Source organism: Streptomyces bungoensis (assembly GCF_001514215.1).
Taxonomy (GTDB): Bacteria; Actinomycetota; Actinomycetes; order Streptomycetales; family Streptomycetaceae; genus Streptomyces; species Streptomyces bungoensis.
Map to the genome: position 1 here is coordinate 139,812 of NZ_KQ948855.1, position 16,953 is coordinate 156,764.

Annotated in this window: 16 protein-coding genes and 1 riboswitch; of the genes, 7 read left to right on the plus strand and 9 right to left on the minus strand. The window is 72.3% G+C overall.

Going from position 1 to position 16,953, the window contains the following annotated elements:
- The first annotated feature begins 6 nt into the window (after positions 1–6).
- The 4 genes from sdhA to AQJ66_RS13155 all read left to right on the plus strand — a co-directional run bounded on the left by sdhA (position 7) and on the right by AQJ66_RS13155 (position 3,880).
- On the plus strand, positions 7–1,761 hold the full coding sequence (gene sdhA, locus AQJ66_RS13140; protein WP_061920459.1) for a succinate dehydrogenase flavoprotein subunit: 1,755 nt from the start codon (positions 7–9) through the stop codon (positions 1,759–1,761).
- Entirely contained in the window at positions 1,761–2,540 is a 780-nt protein-coding gene (locus tag AQJ66_RS13145) for a succinate dehydrogenase iron-sulfur subunit (RefSeq protein WP_061920460.1), read from the plus strand. The genes sdhA and AQJ66_RS13145 overlap by 1 nt, the downstream gene beginning before the upstream one ends.
- A 135-nt stretch (positions 2,541–2,675) precedes the next feature.
- Positions 2,676–3,086 carry a VOC family protein gene (locus AQJ66_RS13150; RefSeq protein ID WP_061920462.1) on the plus strand — a complete coding sequence of 137 codons (411 nt, stop codon included), beginning with the start codon at positions 2,676–2,678 and terminating at the stop codon, positions 3,084–3,086.
- Positions 3,087–3,139: 53 nt separating this feature from the next.
- Positions 3,140–3,880: a TetR/AcrR family transcriptional regulator gene (locus AQJ66_RS13155; protein ID WP_061920463.1), complete on the plus strand. Its 741-nt coding sequence runs from the start codon at positions 3,140–3,142 to the stop codon at positions 3,878–3,880.
- Between the two features lie 43 nt (positions 3,881–3,923).
- Here the strand turns inward: AQJ66_RS13155 and AQJ66_RS13160 are convergent, their stop codons facing one another.
- From AQJ66_RS13160 to AQJ66_RS13170, 3 genes are all read right to left on the minus strand, one after another.
- A complete protein-coding gene (locus AQJ66_RS13160) occupies positions 3,924–5,483 on the minus strand; it encodes an ABC transporter substrate-binding protein (protein WP_061920465.1) in 1,560 nt (519 codons plus the stop codon).
- Between the two features lie 218 nt (positions 5,484–5,701).
- Complete coding sequence (locus AQJ66_RS13165; RefSeq protein ID WP_061920467.1) at positions 5,702–7,138, minus strand: metallophosphoesterase; 1,437 nt, start codon at positions 7,136–7,138, stop codon at positions 5,702–5,704.
- A 16-nt stretch (positions 7,139–7,154) separates the two neighbouring features.
- Positions 7,155–7,394: an SCO4848 family membrane protein gene (locus tag AQJ66_RS13170; protein WP_061920469.1), complete on the minus strand. Its 240-nt coding sequence runs from the start codon at positions 7,392–7,394 to the stop codon at positions 7,155–7,157.
- 91 nt (positions 7,395–7,485) lie between these two features.
- Here AQJ66_RS13170 and AQJ66_RS13175 point away from each other — a divergent pair, with 91 nt between their 5' ends.
- A complete protein-coding gene (locus tag AQJ66_RS13175) occupies positions 7,486–8,739 on the plus strand; it encodes a D-alanyl-D-alanine carboxypeptidase family protein (RefSeq protein WP_061920471.1) in 1,254 nt (417 codons plus the stop codon).
- On the opposite strand, the gene AQJ66_RS13180 is transcribed toward AQJ66_RS13175, so the two are convergent.
- The gene (locus AQJ66_RS13180; protein WP_061920473.1) at positions 8,687–9,655 is read right to left on the minus strand and encodes a YihY/virulence factor BrkB family protein; all 969 of its coding nucleotides are present in this window, start codon (positions 9,653–9,655) and stop codon (positions 8,687–8,689) included. The genes AQJ66_RS13175 and AQJ66_RS13180 overlap by 53 nt on opposite strands.
- 85 nt (positions 9,656–9,740) lie before the next feature.
- Between AQJ66_RS13180 and dprE2 the strand changes: the two genes are divergently transcribed.
- The gene (gene dprE2, locus AQJ66_RS13185; RefSeq protein WP_061920475.1) at positions 9,741–10,496 is read left to right on the plus strand and encodes a decaprenylphospho-beta-D-erythro-pentofuranosid-2-ulose 2-reductase; all 756 of its coding nucleotides are present in this window, start codon (positions 9,741–9,743) and stop codon (positions 10,494–10,496) included.
- 53 nt (positions 10,497–10,549) lie between these two features.
- On the opposite strand, the gene AQJ66_RS13190 is transcribed toward dprE2, so the two are convergent.
- The 5 genes from AQJ66_RS13190 to AQJ66_RS13210 form a co-directional block, all read right to left on the minus strand.
- Positions 10,550–11,128, minus strand: a complete 579-nt coding sequence (locus AQJ66_RS13190; protein WP_061920477.1) for a 2'-5' RNA ligase family protein — start codon at positions 11,126–11,128, stop codon at positions 10,550–10,552.
- Positions 11,129–11,365: 237 nt separating this feature from the next.
- Positions 11,366–12,433: a tryptophan--tRNA ligase gene (trpS, locus tag AQJ66_RS13195; RefSeq protein WP_279617321.1), complete on the minus strand. Its 1,068-nt coding sequence runs from the start codon at positions 12,431–12,433 to the stop codon at positions 11,366–11,368.
- A gap of 125 nt (positions 12,434–12,558) precedes the next feature.
- Positions 12,559–14,007 (minus strand): glycine hydroxymethyltransferase, encoded by a 1,449-nt coding sequence (locus AQJ66_RS13200; RefSeq protein ID WP_061920481.1) that lies wholly within the window; start codon positions 14,005–14,007, stop codon positions 12,559–12,561.
- A gap of 32 nt (positions 14,008–14,039) precedes the next feature.
- A riboswitch (ZMP/ZTP riboswitch) is annotated at positions 14,040–14,129 on the minus strand.
- A 159-nt stretch (positions 14,130–14,288) separates the two neighbouring features.
- Positions 14,289–15,473 (minus strand): glutathionylspermidine synthase family protein, encoded by a 1,185-nt coding sequence (locus AQJ66_RS13205; protein ID WP_061920484.1) that lies wholly within the window; start codon positions 15,471–15,473, stop codon positions 14,289–14,291.
- 21 nt (positions 15,474–15,494) lie between these two features.
- Positions 15,495–15,839, minus strand: coding sequence for a hypothetical protein (locus tag AQJ66_RS13210; RefSeq protein ID WP_061920485.1), 345 nt, complete (start codon positions 15,837–15,839; stop codon positions 15,495–15,497).
- Positions 15,840–15,997: 158 nt separating this feature from the next.
- Here AQJ66_RS13210 and AQJ66_RS13215 point away from each other — a divergent pair, with 158 nt between their 5' ends.
- On the plus strand, positions 15,998–16,837 hold the full coding sequence (locus tag AQJ66_RS13215) for a DMT family transporter (RefSeq protein ID WP_061920487.1): 840 nt from the start codon (positions 15,998–16,000) through the stop codon (positions 16,835–16,837).
- Positions 16,838–16,953 lie beyond the last annotated feature (116 nt).

The following is a 16,953-nucleotide window of genomic DNA, read 5'->3' on the forward strand; positions in this document are numbered from 1 at the left end:
AGAATCATGAAGATCCACAAGTACGACACCGTCATCGTCGGCGCCGGCGGCGCGGGCATGCGCGCCGCCATCGAGGCGACGAAGCGCAGCCGCACCGCCGTGCTGACCAAGCTCTACCCCACCCGCTCCCACACGGGCGCCGCGCAGGGCGGCATGGCCGCCGCGCTGGCCAACGTGGAGGAGGACAACTGGGAGTGGCACACCTTCGACACGGTCAAGGGCGGTGACTACCTGGTCGACCAGGACGCCGCCGAGATCCTGGCGAAGGAGGCCATCGACGCCGTCCTCGACCTGGAGAAGATGGGCCTGCCGTTCAACCGGACCCCGGACGGCACCATCGACCAGCGCCGCTTCGGCGGCCACTCCCGCAACCACGGCGAGGCCCCGGTCCGCCGGTCCTGCTACGCCGCGGACCGCACCGGTCACATGATCCTCCAGACGCTGTACCAGAACTGCGTCAAGGAGGGCGTTGAGTTCTTCAACGAGTTCTACGTCCTGGACCAGCTGATGACCGAGGTCGACGGCGTCAGGAAGTCGGCCGGTGTCGTCGCCTACGAGCTGGCGACCGGCGAGATCCACGTCTTCCAGGCGAAGGCCGTCATCTACGCCTCCGGCGGCACGGGCAAGTTCTTCAAGGTGACCTCCAACGCGCACACCCTCACCGGTGACGGCCAGGCCGCCGTCTACCGCCGGGGCCTGCCGCTGGAGGACATGGAGTTCTTCCAGTTCCACCCGACCGGCATCTGGCGCATGGGCATCCTGCTCACCGAGGGCGCCCGCGGTGAGGGCGGCATCCTGCGCAACAAGGACGGCGAGCGCTTCATGGAGAAGTACGCTCCCGTCATGAAGGACCTGGCGTCCCGCGACGTCGTGTCCCGGTCCATCTACACGGAGATCCGCGAGGGCCGCGGCTGCGGTCCCGAGGGCGACCACGTCTACCTGGACCTCACCCACCTGCCGCCGGAGCAGCTGGACGCCAAGCTGCCGGACATCACCGAGTTCGCGCGCACCTACCTCGGCATCGAGCCCTACACGGACCCGATCCCGATCCAGCCGACCGCGCACTACGCGATGGGCGGCATCCCCACCAACGTCGAGGGTGAGGTCCTGGCGGACAACACCACCGTCGTCCCGGGTCTGTACGCGGCCGGCGAGGTCGCCTGCGTGTCGGTGCACGGCGCCAACCGCCTGGGCACCAACTCGCTGCTGGACATCAACGTCTTCGGCCGCCGCGCGGGCATCGCCGCCGCCGAGTACTCCCACAAGGCCGACTTCGTCGAGCTGCCGGAGAACCCGGAGTCGTTCGTCGTCGAGCAGATCGAGCGGCTGCGCAACTCCACCGGCAACGAGCGGGTGGCGACCCTGCGGCGCGAGCTGCAGGAGACCATGGACGCCAACGTCATGGTGTTCCGCACCGAGCAGACGATCAAGACGGCGGTCGAGAAGATCGCCGAGCTGCGCGAGCGGTACAAGAACGTGGCGATCCAGGACAAGGGCAAGCGGTTCAACACGGACCTCCTCGAGGCCATCGAGCTGGGCAACCTGCTCGACCTGGCCGAGGTCATGGCCGTCTCGGCCCTGGCCCGCAAGGAGTCCCGCGGCGGTCACTACCGCGAGGACTACCCGAACCGCGACGACGTCAACTTCATGCGGCACACCATGGCGTACCGCGAGGTCGGCGCCGACGGCTCCGAAACCGTCCGTCTCGACTACAAGCCGGTCGTCCAGACCCGCTACCAGCCGATGGAGCGTAAGTACTGATGGCTACCCCCGTTCTGGACAAGGAAGAGGCGGCCGGCAAGCCCGAGCCCGGTTTCGCCGACTCCCCCTACATCACGGTCACCTTCCGGATCCGCCGGTTCAACCCGGAGGTCTCGGCGGAGGCCACCTGGGAAGACTTCCAGCTGGAGATCGACCCCAAGGAGCGCGTCCTCGACGGCCTCCACAAGATCAAGTGGGACGTCGACGGCACCCTGACCTTCCGCCGCTCCTGCGCCCACGGCATCTGCGGCTCCGACGCCATGCGGATCAACGGCAGGAACCGCCTGGCGTGCAAGACGCTGATCAAGGACATCAACCCCGAGAAGCCGATCACGGTCGAGCCCATCAAGGGCCTCACGGTCCTGAAGGACCTGGTCGTGGACATGGAGCCGTTCTTCCAGGCGTACCGGGACGTCATGCCGTTCCTGGTCACCAAGGACACCAACGAGCCGACCCGCGAGCGGCTGCAGTCCGCCGCGGACCGCGAGCGCTTCGACGACACCACCAAGTGCATCCTGTGTGCCGCGTGCACGTCGTCCTGCCCGGTGTTCTGGAACGACGGCCAGTACTTCGGCCCGGCCGCGATCGTGAACGCCCACCGCTTCATCTTCGACAGCCGTGACGAGGCGGGCGAGCAGCGCCTGGAGATCCTCAACGACCGCGACGGCGTGTGGCGCTGCCGCACGACCTTCAACTGCACGGACGCCTGCCCGCGCGGTATCGAGGTCACGAAGGCGATCCAGGAGGTCAAGCGGGCGCTGATCACGCGCCGCTACTGAGGTCCGCCGCGCCGTACCCCGCCGAGGGCCCCGTTCCGCACGGAACGGGGCCCTCGGGCGTGCTCCAGGGCGTTCCCGGGCCCTTCACCGGCGCGCTTGAGCCGCCCCGGCGCACCCGCGCCCTAATGTGACGACATGTCAGACGAAGAGTCGTACGAGCTGCTCGGCTTCGACAACGTACTGCTCCCCGTCGGCGACCTCGCGGAGGCCGTCGGCTTCTACGAGCGCGCCGGGTTCACGGTCGGGTTCCGGCTGGACGAGCTCGGCATCGCGCTGCTGAAGGTCGGGGGCGAGACGCCCGGGATCCTGCTGCGGGCGGAGGAGGAGCTGGGGCACCGCAGCCCGCCCTGGCCCTCGCCGCGGGTGTGGCTGGAGGTGCCGGACGCGCGGGTGGCGGCGCGGGAGCTGGCCGCCGCCGGGATCCCGCCGCTCGACGAGGTCTCCCCCACGGCCACCGGCTGGACCGTCGAGATCGCCGATCCCTGGGGCAACGTGCTCGGCTTCACGGACTACGCCAAGCGGCCGGAGCTGGCCCGCCGGGGCTGACCCCGCCCTCCTCGCGCCGGCGGGGCCCGCGGCACTCGTTAGGCTCTTGCCTCGTGCCCGTGAAGAACGACGGCCCCGACGCGGCCGGCCCCCAGAGCAAGTCGGAGCAGACCCGCGCGCTGATCCTGGAGACCGCCATGCGGCTGTTCCAGGAACGTGGGTACGACAGGACGACCATGCGGGCCATCGCCCAGGAGGCCGGGGTCTCCGTCGGCAACGCCTACTACTACTTCGCGGGCAAGGAGCACCTGATCCAGGGCTTCTACGACCGGATCGCCGCCGAGCACCAGGTGGCGGTCCGGGAGGTCCTGGACCGGGAGACGGACCTGGAGGCGCGGCTCGCCGGGGTGCTGACCGCGTGGCTGGACATCGCCCGGCCGTACCACGAGTTCGCCGTGCAGTTCTTCAAGAACGCCGCCGACCCCGACAGTCCGCTCAGCCCCTTCTCGCCGGAGAGCGAGCACGCCCGCGAGCAGGCCATCAGCGTGCACCGGGAGGTGCTGGCCGGCTCGAAGTCCAAGGTGGCGCCCGAGCTGCGGGAGGTGCTGCCGGAGCTGATGTGGCTGTCCCAGATGGGGCTGGTGCTGTACTGGGTGTTCGACCGGACCGAGGGCCGCGAGCGCAGCTACCGGCTCGCGCGGCGCGGCGCCCGGCTGACCGCGCGCGGTGTCGCCCTGGCCCGGTTCCGGGCGCTCAGGCCCCTGGTGCTGGAGGTCCACGAGCTGTTCACGGACTTCCTGCCCGGCATGACGAGGGCGCTGCCCGACCCGGGGAAGCGGGCCGGCGGGACCTGACCGGCCGCCGGCCCGTCAGGTCCCGCCGGTCGGATACGGTCGGTCAGATCCAGTCCAGGCGCCACAGGCGGAACACGCCCGTGCCGTCCGCGAGGTACTGGCCGCCGCCGACGTCCTCGGTGGTGACCACGTACTCCTTGCGCTGCCACAGCGGGATCAGCGGCACGTCGGTGGCCACGTCCCCCTGGAGGGTGCGGAAGTCGCTCGCGGCGCGGCTGCGGTCGGCGTAGCGCTGGCTGTCCTGGATGAGGTGGTCGACGACCTTGTTGCTGTAGCCGGTGCTCATGGTGGAGCCGGTGCCGACCAGCGGGGAGCCGAAGGTGTCCGGGTCCGGGTAGTCGGCCACCCAGCCGACCGCCCAGGCGTCCATCTTCCCGGCGGCCCAGCGCTTCTGGAAGTCGGTCCACTCGTAGCCGCGCACGTCCACCCTGAACAGGCCGCCCGCCTCCAGCTGCTTCTTCAGCGCCGCGGCCTCCTGCTCGCCGGCGCCGCGGTTGCGGCCGTAGCCGAGGGTGAAGCGCACGGGCAGGGTCACGCCGGCCTGGGTGAGCAGCTGACGGGCCTTGGCCGTGCTCTGCGTCGGGTAGGTGTCGAAGAAGGACGTGGTGTGGCCGGTGATGCCGGCCGGGATCAGCGAGTACAGCGGGTCGACGGTGCCCTTGTACACGGTGGCGGCGAGCTGCTCGCGGTTGACCAGCCAGGCCAGGGCGCGGCGCACGTGCACGTCGTGCAGCGGTGAGGCGGCGCGGGTGTTGAGGTAGAGGTTGCGGGTCTCGGCGCTGTCGGACTCGGTGACCCGCTTGTTCGGGTCGCTCGGGTTGAGCCCGGAGAGCAGGTCCGGGCTCAGCGTGCGGGTGGCGACGTCGACCTGCTGGGCCTTCCACGCGCTGTCGAGCTTCTCGGAGTCGGCGTAGTAGCGCAGCTCGACCGGGCGCCCGGTCTCCTTGAGGTTGCCCCGGTACGCCTTGTAGGGCGCGAGGACGGCCTGCTTGTCCTTGGTGTACGAGCTGAGCGTGTACGGGCCGGTGCCGTCGGCGCCGTCGCCGGTGCGCAGCGCGGTGGCCGGGTACCTGTCCTTGTCGACGATCGAGCCGGCGCCGGTGGCGACCTTCTGCGGGAAGGTGGCGTCCGCGGACGACAGGTGGAAGGTCACCGTCGTGGCGTTGTCGGCGGTCACCGAGGCCAGGGTGGACAGCAGCGACGCCGGGCCGACCTCGGAGTTGATCTTCTTGACCCGGTCGAAGGAGAACTTCACGTCCTCGGCGGTCATCTTGCGCCCGCTCGGGAACGTGATGTCGTCGCGCAGCCGGCAGCGGTACGTGCGCAGGTCCGTGCCCTCGAAGGCGCAGCTCCGAGCCGCGTCCGGGACCGGGTCGACACCGCCCGGCTCGAAGGTGAGCAGTGTCTGGAACACGTTGCTGAACAGGGCCCACGAGCCGGCGTCGTACGCGCCGGCCGGGTCCAGTGAGGTGACGGCGTCCGTCGTACCGACCGTGATGGTCCTGTTCTTGTCGTCCTGCGACGGCAGCAACTGCCAGGCGCCGACGCCGACGACGGCGACTACGAGCAGCGTCACGAGAATGCGCATGCGAACAGATCGCATGGTGGTGCCCTCCCCAGGCCCGCCAAGGCCCTACCCCTGGCACAGCACAAAAAGCGCCACCCCCCTTGGTGGCAGCGGCTTACCTAATCACACCGGTTTCAGCCCAGGGAAGAGCGATCCGACCCGAATGGGCAAGAACTTACCGAGCCGTTGTTTTCGGAGGGTTTCACAAGCCCTTCACGGGGGCATCGGGCCGCCCTCACCGGGGCTCGGCGGGCTCAGGCGCGCGTCGCGGCCAGCTCGATCACCGTCACGTCCGACGGCGCGCCCACCCGGGTGGGCGGGCCCCAGGCGCCCGCGCCCCGGGTGACGTAGAGCTGCGTGTCGCCGTAGCGGTCGAGGCCGGCCACGGTGGGGTTCGCGGCGGCCGCGACGAGGTTGCCGGGCCAGAGCTGGCCGCCGTGGGTGTGGCCGGAGAGCTGGAGGTCGACGCCGTGGCGGACCGACTCGTGGATCTGCACCGGCTGGTGGGCGAGCAGCACGCACGCGCGTGCCGGGTCCCGGCCGGCGAGCGCCCGGTCGAAGTCCGGCCCCTGCCCCTCGCTCTCGCCCTGCAGGTCGTTGACCCCGGCCAGGTCGAAGTACGGCAGCTCGCTGCGGGCGTTCTCCAGCGGGTGCAGGCCCAGCGTGCGGACCTCGGCGACCCACTGCTCGGCGCCGGAGAAGTACTCGTGGTTGCCGGTGACGAAGTACGCGCCGTGCCGGGCCCGTAGCCGGGCCAGGGGCGCGGCGGCCGGGCCGAGGTCCTTGACGCTGCCGTCCACCAGGTCCCCGACGACCGCGATCAGGTCGGGCTGGGTGGCGTTGACGGTGTCGACGACCCGCTGCGTGAAGTCCCTGCCGAGGATCGGGCCGAGGTGGATGTCGCTGACCACCGCGATCCGGAAGCCGTGCGCGGCCCGCGGCAGCTTGCCGAGCGCCACGGTGACCCGCTTCACCCGCGGGCCGCGCAGCACCCCGTAGGTGCCCTGCCCGACGGTCGCCGCGGCGGCGGCCGCGGCGGTGCCGCCGACGACCCGGGAGACGAAGAGGCGGCGGGTGGGGGCGGGCTGGGCGGGCGAGGCCGCCGTGACGCGGGCGTCCGGCGCGGGGTCGGCGTGCGCCCCCACGGCCGCGGGAGCGGTGTCGACGGGAGCGGGGTGGGCGTCCGGCGCCGGGGTCTCGGGCGCTTCGGCCGCGGACGCCGGGTCGGCGCCGGGTTTCCGGCCGGGGCGGGCGAGTCCGCCGGTCGGGGGCGCGGTCGCCGGGGTGGCCGGAGCGGCCGCCGCGGTCCGGGCGAGGGGCGCCGGTGCGGTGGTGGAGGCCGTGCCGGTAAGGGCGGTCCGTCGTGCCGCGCGCCGGGCGAGGGTGCGGTTCAGCACCGGGCGCAGGACTTCGCCGGCCGCCACCGCCAGGAGCAGGTACAGCGCCAGGGCCATCCACAGGAACCCCGGCCAGGCGAGGGCGCGCTGGAGCCAGAAGGGGGCGCCGGAGCGCTCGGCCGCCAGGGCCGAGACCATCAGCAGAGGCCCGGCGACGAAGACGGCGGTCCCCGCGCGGCGGGCGGGGCCCGGGCCACGGGTGGTGTCGCGGACCAGCCGGCGCCACACGTACCAGTGCCCGAGCGCCAGGACGGCCAGGACGGCCAGGGCGACGAGAACGAAGACGACCACCACGCGCGCGTGCCCCCCGCTATGACGTCCGGCGCAGTGCGCGCAGTCCGCGCAACCCGATGACCCCGATGACCGTCCCCAATACGAAGGAGACGACCGCCAGCAGCAGGTGCACCCAGAAGTACGCGGTCGGGTGCCCGTGGTCGAAGGCGAGCCCGCTGCTGTCCTTGACCAGGTTCTTGACGAAAGTGACCCAGATGACCCAGCTCCACACCCCGAAGGCGAGCAGGAACCAGGAGACCGGGCGGCTGAGCTTCATGGGGTCAGTATCGCCCGGCGGTGGCCGGTTCCGTGTCCGGGGTGGGGGTCGCGGCGGGACTTCACGGTCCGCGGCGGGTACGTTGCCGACCGTGCCCGCGTACCGGAAGACCGCCCGGCGATCCCTGCTGGTCGCCTCCGCCACCCTGCTGACCATGTCGGCCCTCGCACCCGCGGCTCTCGCGGCCCCGGCGAGCCCGGCCCCCTCGACGAGCCCGACCGCCGTGCCCCCGGCGCGGATGTCGCAGGTGGGGGGTGCGCGGCTCGGGCTGCCGGGGACGCAGGTGAACCTGGCGGCCGGCGTGCCGGTGCTGCCCGAGGGCCTGACCGCGCGCTCCTGGATCGTCTCGGACGCCGAGAGCGGCGCGGTCCTCGCCGCGCACAACGCGCACTGGCCGCTGCCCCCGGCGAGCACCCTGAAGATGCTGTTCGCCGACACCCTGCTGCCGAGGTTCCCGAAGACGACGGAGCACAAGGTGGTGCCGTCCGACCTGGCGGGCATGGGCGCCGGCTCCAGCGTGGTGGGGATAAAGGAGGGCCGCAGCTACTCCGTGCACGACCTCTGGCTCGGTGTCTTCCTGCGCTCCGGCAACGACGCCGTGCACGTGCTGGCGGCGATGAACGGCGGGGTCCGCCGGACCGTCGGCGACATGCAGGACCACGCCCAGGAGCTTCAGGCGCTGGACACGCACGTGGTCAGCCCGGACGGGTACGACGCGCCCGAGCAGGTCTCCTCGGCGTACGACCTGACGCTGTTCGCCCGCTCGGGGCTGCAGAAGAAGGACTTCCGCGACTACTGCTCGACGGTGACCGCGACGTTCGGCTCGGCCGAGATCCGCAACACCAACCGGCTGCTCAGCGGTGACACCGACGTGCCCGTCTACCAGGGCATCGCCGGGGTGAAGAACGGCAACACCACGCACGCGGGCGCCACCTTCACCGGCGTCGCCGAGCGGGGCGGCAAGGTGCTGCTGGTCACGGTGATGAACCCGGAGAACCACACGCACAACGAGGTCTACAAGGAGACCGCGAAGCTGTTCGACTGGGGGTTCCGGGCGGCCGGCAAGGTCACGCCGGTGGGTGAGCTGGTCCCGCCGAAGAACGCGGCGACCGCCCCCGCGGGGGCCGGGCCCAGCCCGTCGTCGTCCGCGGCGGCGGCGGCGCTGGGGTCCGGTGGTTCCGGTGCGAAGCCGGTGGCGAGCGCGACCGGCGGGCACGGTGCGGGTGGTGCCGGGACGGCCCTGGGCGTCGCCGGCGGGCTGCTGGTGCTGCTCGCGGGCGCGGCCTACCTGGTCAACCGCCGTTGGCCGCTGCCGGATCTGATGCGCCGCCGGACGCGCCCCTGACGTCACCACGTTCGGGCTCGGCGGGGCCGGCCGGCTCCTCCGGCTCCTCCGCCTCGGCCGGCTCGGCCTGCTTGCTCGGCGTCGCCGTCCAGGAGGCGCAGAACAGCACGAGCTTCGCGGTGAAGTTGATCCACAGCAGCAGCGCCACGGGGACGCCGAACGCGCCGTACATGCTCTTCGCGGCGACTCCCTGGATGTAGCCGCTGAGCAGCAGCTTCAGCAGTTCGAAGCCGACCGCGCCGGTCAGCGCGGCCACCAGCAGGCGGCGGCGCGTCGGCTCGACGCCGGGCAGCAGGGTCAGGACGTAGAGCAGGACCAGGAAGTCGGCGAGCACGGCGACGGCGAACGCGGCGACCTGCAGCAGCACGACGCCCCACCCGTGCTCGGCCAGGCCCAGCGTCCGGGCCAGCCGGCCGACGGCTGCCGACGCGAGTGTCGAGGCGGCGAGCGTCACCAGCAGGGCACCGCCGAAGCCGAGCAGGATCCCGGCGTCCTTGGCCTTGGTCAGGACCGGGTTCTCCTGCCGGTCGGGCAGCTCCCAGACCGCGCGCAGGCAGTCCCGCACCTGGCCGACCCAGCCGATGCCGGTGAGCAGCAGCACGGCACCGGCGATGACGCCGACGGTGCCGGCGTTCTGCACCAGGGTGGTGATGTCCAACTGGTCGGCCAGGCCCGGGAACTGCGCGCCGATCTTCTGCTCGACGTTCCGCTGCTGGCCGGGGCTGAGCGTGGCGGCGGCGATCGCCGCGCCGACGGTCAGCAGCGGGAAGAGGGCGACGAAGCTGACGAAGGTCATCGCGGCGGCCAGCCGCGTCCACTTCACCCGGTCCAGCCGCTCGTAGGACCGCCAGGCGTGCGTGAGCATCAGCCGGGCGACGACCGGTCCGATGCCGGGCAGTGTCTTCAGCCAGTCCATGATCCGACTGTGCCCCCTTCCGGGGACGGTGAACACCGCGTTTCTCCGCCAAGACGGACATATCTGGGCGATACGGTCGGCTGTCATGAAGGATGCCACCGCACTGCCCCGGTCCCTGCTCGTCCTCGGCGGCACGTCCGAGATCGCGCTGGCCACCGCCCGCCGGCTGATCGCCCGCCGCACGCGCACCGTCTGGCTGGCCGGCCGCCCCTCCCCGGCCCTGGACCGGGCCGCCGAGCAACTGCGCTCGCTGGGCGCGCAGGTGCGCACGGTCCCCTTCGACGCCCTCGACCCGGGCTCCCACGAGACGGTGCTGGAGAAGGTGTTCGCCGAGGGCGCCCTGGACATGGTGCTCCTCGCGTTCGGCGTCCTCGGCGACCAGGCCCACGACGAACGCGACCCGGCGCGCGCGGTGCGGGTCGCCCAGACCAACTACACGGGGGCGGTGTCCGCGGGACTGGTGGCGGCCCGCTGCCTGCAGGCCCAGGGCCACGGCTCGCTGGTGGTGCTCTCCGCGGCCGCCGGCGAACGGGCGCGCCGCGCCGACTTCATCTACGGCTCCAGCAAGGCCGGGCTCGACGCCTTCGCCCAGGGCCTCGGTGACGCGCTGTACGGCACGGGCGTGCACGTCATGGTGGTCCGCCCCGGCTTCGTCCGGACGAACTCCACGGCAGGCCGGCCCCCGGGCCCGCTCGCCACCACTCCCGGGGCGGTCGCCACGGCCGTCGAACTCGGCCTGCGCCGCGGCTCGGAGACGGTGTGGGTGCCGGGCGCCCTGCGCCCGGTGATGACGGCCCTGCGGCACCTTCCGCGCGCGCTGTACCGCCGGCTGCCGCTGTGACGGCGGGCCGTGCGTGCCAGGCGTCGCGCTGCAGGCGGATCGTCAGACAGGGTCTAGCGGCTCGCGATGGTCCCGCGCTGCAGGTGGCTGCCCTGCGGCGGCACCACGGAGCCGCCGAAAGGGTACTCGCGCAGCTTGCGCCACACCCCGTCGGAGCCCTGCTCGTAGAAGGCGAAGCCGGTGCACGGCCACTCGGCGTCGAAGCCGGCCAGCTCCGCGAAGGCGCGGTCCATCGCCGCCTCGTCGATGCCGTGCGCGACCGTGACGTGCGGGTGGTAGGGGAACTGCAGCTCGCGCGCCAACGGCCCCGAGGCGTCGCGGATCCGCTGCTGCAGCCAGGTGCAGGCCCCGGCGCCCTCGACGACCCGCACGTAGACGACCGGTGACAGGGGCCGGAAGGTACCGGTCCCGGACAGCCGCATCGGGAACGGCCGGCCGGCCGCGGCGACCCGGGTGAGGTGCGCCTCGACGGCCGGCAGGCCGGCCGCCTCCACCTCGGTCGGCGGCAGCAGCGTGACGTGCGTGGGGATGCCGTGAGCCGCGGCGTCGCCGAAGCCCGCGCGCCGCTCCTGGAGCAGGCTGCCGTGGGGCTCCGGGACCGCGATCGACACTCCGATCGTTACGGTCCCCACGTCGTCTCCCGTCGTCGTGCCGGTTCTGTGCCGGGTGCCTGTGTGCTGCTGTCTGTGGCGCGTTCTGTGCCGGGTGCCTGTGTGCTGCTGTCCGTGGCGCGTCTGTGCTGCGTCCGTGTTCCGTGTGTGTCCCACTCGGTCGTCGGCATCGACTGTACGGCCACGGGTGTCCTGTCGGCAGGCGCAGCGGAAGTGATGTGCAGCGCTCCGCCGGTGGACGTGTGTGCGGTCGTACGCTCAGTGCTTGGCGGGCAGGAAGCCCACGCGGTCGTACGCCTGCGCGAGCGTCTCCGCCGCGACGGCACGCGCCTTCTCCGCACCCTTGGCCAGGACGGCGTCGAGGGTCTCGGGGTCGTCCAGGTACTGCCGGGTGCGCTCCCGGAACGGCGTCACGAACTCGACCATGACCTCGGCGAGGTCGGTCTTGAGGGCGCCGTACATCTTGCCCTCGTACTCCTGCTCCAGCTCGGCGACCGGCTTGCCGGTGAGGGTGGAGTAGATGGTGAGGAGGTTGGAGACGCCCGGCTTGTTCTCCACGTCGTAGCGGATCACGGTGTCGGTGTCAGTGACGGCGCTCTTGACCTTCTTGGCGGTGGTCTTCGGCTCGTCGAGCAGGTTGATCAGGCCCTTCGGCGTGGACGCCGACTTGCTCATCTTGATCGACGGGTCCTGCAGGTCGTAGATCTTCGCCGTCTCCTTGAGGATGTACGGCTTGGGGATGGTGAAGGTCTCGCCGAAGCGGCCGTTGAAGCGCGTGGCGAGGTCGCGGGTCAGCTCGACGTGCTGGCGCTGGTCCTCGCCGACGGGGACCTCGTGGGCCTGGTAGAGCAGGATGTCGGCGACCTGGAGGATCGGGTAGGTGAACAGGCCGACGGAGGCCCGGTCGGCGCCCTGCCTGGCGGACTTGTCCTTGAACTGGGTCATGCGGCTCGCCTCGCCGAAGCCGGTGAGGCAGTTCATGACCCAGGCGAGCTGGGCGTGCTCGGGGACGTGGCTCTGCACGAAGAGGGTGCAGCGGTCCGGGTCCAGACCGGCCGCGAGGAGCTGGGCGGCGGCAAGGCGGGTGTTGGCCCGCAGCTCCTTCGGGTCCTGCGGGACCGTGATCGCGTGCAGGTCGACGACCATGTAGAACGCGTCGTGGGACTCCTGCAGGGCCACCCACTGGCGGACGGCGCCGAGGTAGTTGCCGAGGTGGAACGACCCTGCGGTGGGCTGGATTCCGGAGAGCACGCGCGGACGACGCTGCGGGGCGGAGCCATTCCCCTGAGGGTGGTGGTGGGCGACGGGCGGGCGGTCGTTGGCCATGTTCACCATTCTCTCAGGTGTCGGGGGGCATTCCGGAACCGGTGGGGGCCACGGACACGCGGCGCGGCGGCCCGGTGCCGTACCGGGCCGCCGCGTGCGGTTCCGCGTCGGGAGCGCCTGGCGGGTCAGCCGAGGTCGACCTCGGGGTACAGCGGGAAGCCCGCCACCAGGTCGGTCGCCCGGCGGGAGATCTCGTCGGAGATCTTCGCGTCGAGCACGTGCTGGGCCTTGGACGGCGCGCCCTTGCCGGTGGTGCCCGGCTCGGTGGCGGTCAGGACGCGGTCGATGAGGGCGGCGACCTCGTCCATCTCGGCGGTGCCGAGGCCCCGGGTGGTCAGGGCGGGGGTGCCGACGCGGATGCCGGAGGTGTACCAGGCGCCGTTCGGGTCGGCCGGGATGGCGTTGCGGTTGGTGACGATGCCGGAGTCCAGCAGGGCCGCCTCGGCCTGGCGGCCGGTGAGGCCGTAGGAGGCGGCCACGTCGATCAGGTTGAGGTGGTTGTCCGTGCCGCCGGTGACCAGGGTGGCGCCGCGCCGCGTCAGCCCCTCGGCGAGGGCGCGGGAGTTGTCGACGATGCGCCGGGCGTAGTCCTGGAAGGCGGGCTGCCGGGCCTCGGCGAGGGCGACGGCCTTCGCGGCCATGACGTGCGGGAGCGGGCCGCCGAGGACCATCGGGCAGCCGCGGTCGACCTGGTCCTTGAGGGAGTCGTCGCACAGCACCATGCCGCCGCGCGGGCCGCGCAGGGACTTGTGGGTCGTCGTGGTGACGATCTGGGCGTGCGGGACCGGGTCGAAGTCGCCGGTCAGCACCTTGCCGGCGACCAGGCCGGCGAAGTGGGCCATGTCGACCATGAGGGTCGCGCCGACCTCGTCGGCGATCTCGCGCATGAGGCGGAAGTTCACCAGGCGGGGGTAGGCGGAGTAGCCCGCGACGATGATCAGGGGCTTGAACTCGCGGGCCTGGGCGCGCAGGGCGTCGTAGTCGATCAGGCCGGTCGCCGGGTCGGTGCCGTAGGAGCGCTGGTCGAACATCTTCCCGGAGATGTTCGGGCGGAAGCCGTGGGTGAGGTGGCCGCCGGCGTCCAGGGACATGCCGAGCATGCGCTGGTTGCCGAAGGCATGGCGCAGCTCGGCCCAGTCGGCCTCGGACAGGTCGTTGATCTGGCGGACGCCGGTCTTCGCCAGGAAGGGCGCCTCGACGCGGTCGGCGAGGACGGCCCAGAAGGCGACCAGGTTGGCGTCGATGCCGGAGTGCGGCTGGACGTAGGCGTGCCGGGCGCCGAACAGCTCGCGGGCGTGCTCGGCGGCCAGGGACTCCACCGTGTCGACGTTGCGGCAGCCGGCGTAGAAGCGGCGGCCGACGGTGCCCTCGGCGTACTTGTCGCTGAACCAGTTGCCCATCGCCAGGAGGGTGGCCGGGGAGGCGTAGTTCTCGGAGGCGATCAGCTTGAGCATCGCGCGCTGGTCGGTCACCTCCTGGGCGATGGCGTCGGCGACCCGGGGCTCGACGGCGCGCACGACGTCGAGGGCGGCGCGGAAGGCGGTGGACTCGGTGGAGAGGGACTTGTCGTGCATGGGGACCTCCGGACGACAGGCATCAGCGTTCACGGTTCGGCCCAGGCGCACGGCACACGGTCTCGCCAGGACCGCTCCCCGATGGTCCGTCCCATCCCAGCGCGCCAGTCACGGCCCGTCGGCCAGCCTACCGGGCAGGTGGGAACGGGGTGATCGCACGTCCACCATGCGGGCGAGGGCGGGGAGGGGGTGATCTCCACCTTCCGGAGCCGCCGCGACCCCTGCGGAGGACCTCCTCGCCCCCCGGCGGACGGACACGGCGCCCCGACGCAGGATTCCGGCTAGAGGATCACGTGCGGCAGGAAGCGGGCGTACTCGTCCGTGATCAGGCCCGAGGACTCGCGGATGCCGAGGCCGGCGGACTCGTCGCCGACCACCCAGGCGCCGAGGACCACGTGGTTGCCGTCGAAGGCGGGCAGCGGCGCCAGCTCCTGGTAGCAGCAGGGCTCGTCGCGGACGGCGGGGGCGGCGCCGGGCTCGTGGACGGTCACCCCGGCCCCCTCGCGGCCGAGCAGCGGCTTGGCGACGTACCCGGTGGTGCCGGCCAGCTCGCGCGGGCCGTCGAGGTGGGCGGGGAGCAGGTTCGGGTGGCCCGGGTAGAGCTCCCACAGGACGGCCAGCAGCGCCTTGTTGCTCAGCAGCATCTTCCAGGCGGGCTCGATCCACAGGGTGCTGCCCGAGCCGCCGCCGTTGTCGAGGGTGTCCAGGACGTGGTCGGCGAAGCGGTCGGTGGTCAGCCACTCCCAGGGATAGAGCTTGAAGCAGCTGCGGATGAAGCGGAGCCGGTTGTCGACGAACCGGCCGGACAGCGGGTCCCAGCCGATCTCCTCCATGGAGATCCAGTCGGTGTCGAGGCCGGCCTGCTCGGCGGTCTCCTTCAGGTAGGCGACCGTCATCAGGTCCTCGCCGAGCTCGTCGGCGGAGGAGTGCGCGAAGTACAGCGGGCCGCCGGGCGGCAGGAGCGGGGACTGCTTGCGCCAGGCGGCGACGAGGCGTTCGTGCAGGGAGTTCCACTGGTCGGCGCCGGGGAAGCGTTCCTCCATCCAGAACCACTGCGGTGAGGCGGCCTCGACCAGGGAGGTCGGGGTGTCCGCGTTGTACTCCAGGAGCTTGGCCGGGCCGGTGCCGTCGTAGCGCAGGTCGAACCGGCCGTAGACGGTGGGCAGTTCGGCGCGCCGGTGCCAGGCCTCGGCGACCGCCCGCGCCACGCGCGGGTCGGTGATGCCGAGGTCGGCGAAGCGGTCGGTCTCCACGATGTGCGCGGCGGCGGCCAGGCACATGCGGTGGAGTTCCTCGACGGTCCCCTCCAGCGCCTCGACCTCCGCCAGGGTGAAGACGTAGTACGCGCTCTCGTCCCAGTAGGGGCGCAGGACGCCGTCGGGGTGGCGGGTGAGGGGGTAGACGAGTCCCTGTGCCTCGACGGTCCGCTGCCAGTCGGGGCGGGGGTCGGTGGTGCGGCGGTGCATGGCCTGCGTCCTCGTCCCGGGTCAGCCGCCGGAGCTTCCCTTGCCGCCGCCGAAGCCGCCGCGGTCGACGCCGCCGTGGCCGCCGCCGGAACCACCCGAGCCGCCGCGGGGCTTGGTGAGGGAGCCGCCGGCCACCCAGCCGCTCTTCTTCTTGCCGCCGTAGTACCAGACGCCGTGCACGGAGGTCTTGGCGGACTTGCAGTTCTTGTCGGAGACGACCTTGTAGCCGCGCAGCGCGTTGTAGCTGTCGCGGTCGACGCAGCGCTTGTCGGGGTCGGAGGAGCAGGCGGTCAGCGTCGCCGCGAGGAGTCCCATGCCCCCGAGTACGACCGCGCCCGAGCGAAGTTGCCGACGTGCGTCCGCCATGTACGTCTCCCCGTTGTCCGTTGCCCGTGGTCCGTCGGCCGTCGGCCGTCGGCCCATCCTGGCCGGTTTCCGGCCGCCAGCCTAGAGATCGGTGAGAGCGTCCGGGCGCGGGGCCTGCGGAACTTCCTTTCGCATAGCATCGTTTCGTGCTTTTTGGAATGGTGTGCGCACTGGGTGCGGCGGTCTGCTTCGGTACGGCGACGGTGTTGCAGGCGGTGGCCGCGCGGGCGGCGGGCGCCGACGGGGGTGGCGGCGAGGCCGCGCTGCTGCTGCGGGCGCTGCGGCAGTGGCGGTACGTCGCCGGGCTGGCCCTGGACGGGCTGGGTTTCCTGTTCCAGATCGCGGCGCTGCGGTCCCTTCCCATCTACGCCGTCAGCGCGGCGCTGGCGTCCAGTCTCGCCGTGACGGCGGTGGTGGCGGCGCGCCTGCTGGGGGTGCGGCTGAGCGGCCGGGAGTGGGGCGCGGTGGCCGTGGTGTGCGCCGGGCTCGGGATGCTGGGGCTGGCGTCCGGACCGGAGGGGAACGAGGACGGGTCGGACACGCTGCGGTACGTGATGCTGGCGGTCGCGGTCGGGATGCTGCTGCTCGCGTTCGCGGGCGGGCGGCTGTCGGGCCGCGGGCGGGCGCTCGTGCTGGGGCTGGGGGCCGGTTTCGGGTTCGGGGTGGTGGAGGTGTCGGTCCGCCTGATCGACGACCTGTCGCCGGCCGCCCTGCTCACCAACCCGGCGGCCTACGCGCTGCTGATCGGCGGAGGCGCCGCCTTCATGCTGCTGACCTCGGCCCTCCAGCGCGGCTCGGTGACCACGGCCACGGCCGGCATGGTGATCGGGGAGACGATCGGCCCGGCGACGGTGGGCGTGGTGTGGCTCGGCGACCGCACGCGGGAGGGCCTGGCCTGGCTGGCGGCGCTGGGCTTCGTGGTGGCCGTGACAGGCGCACTGGCACTGGCCCGGTTCGGGGAGGCACCGCTGGAGGAGGCACCGGCCGGGGAGGGCTGACGGGTTGCGGGGCGTGGGCGGACCGCGCCGCCCGCACGCTGTGCCCGGCGCCCCTGCGGCCCCCTCGGCCCTAGCCTGACCGCTGGAGCTGCGGCGGGAGGAGGCCGTACGGACCG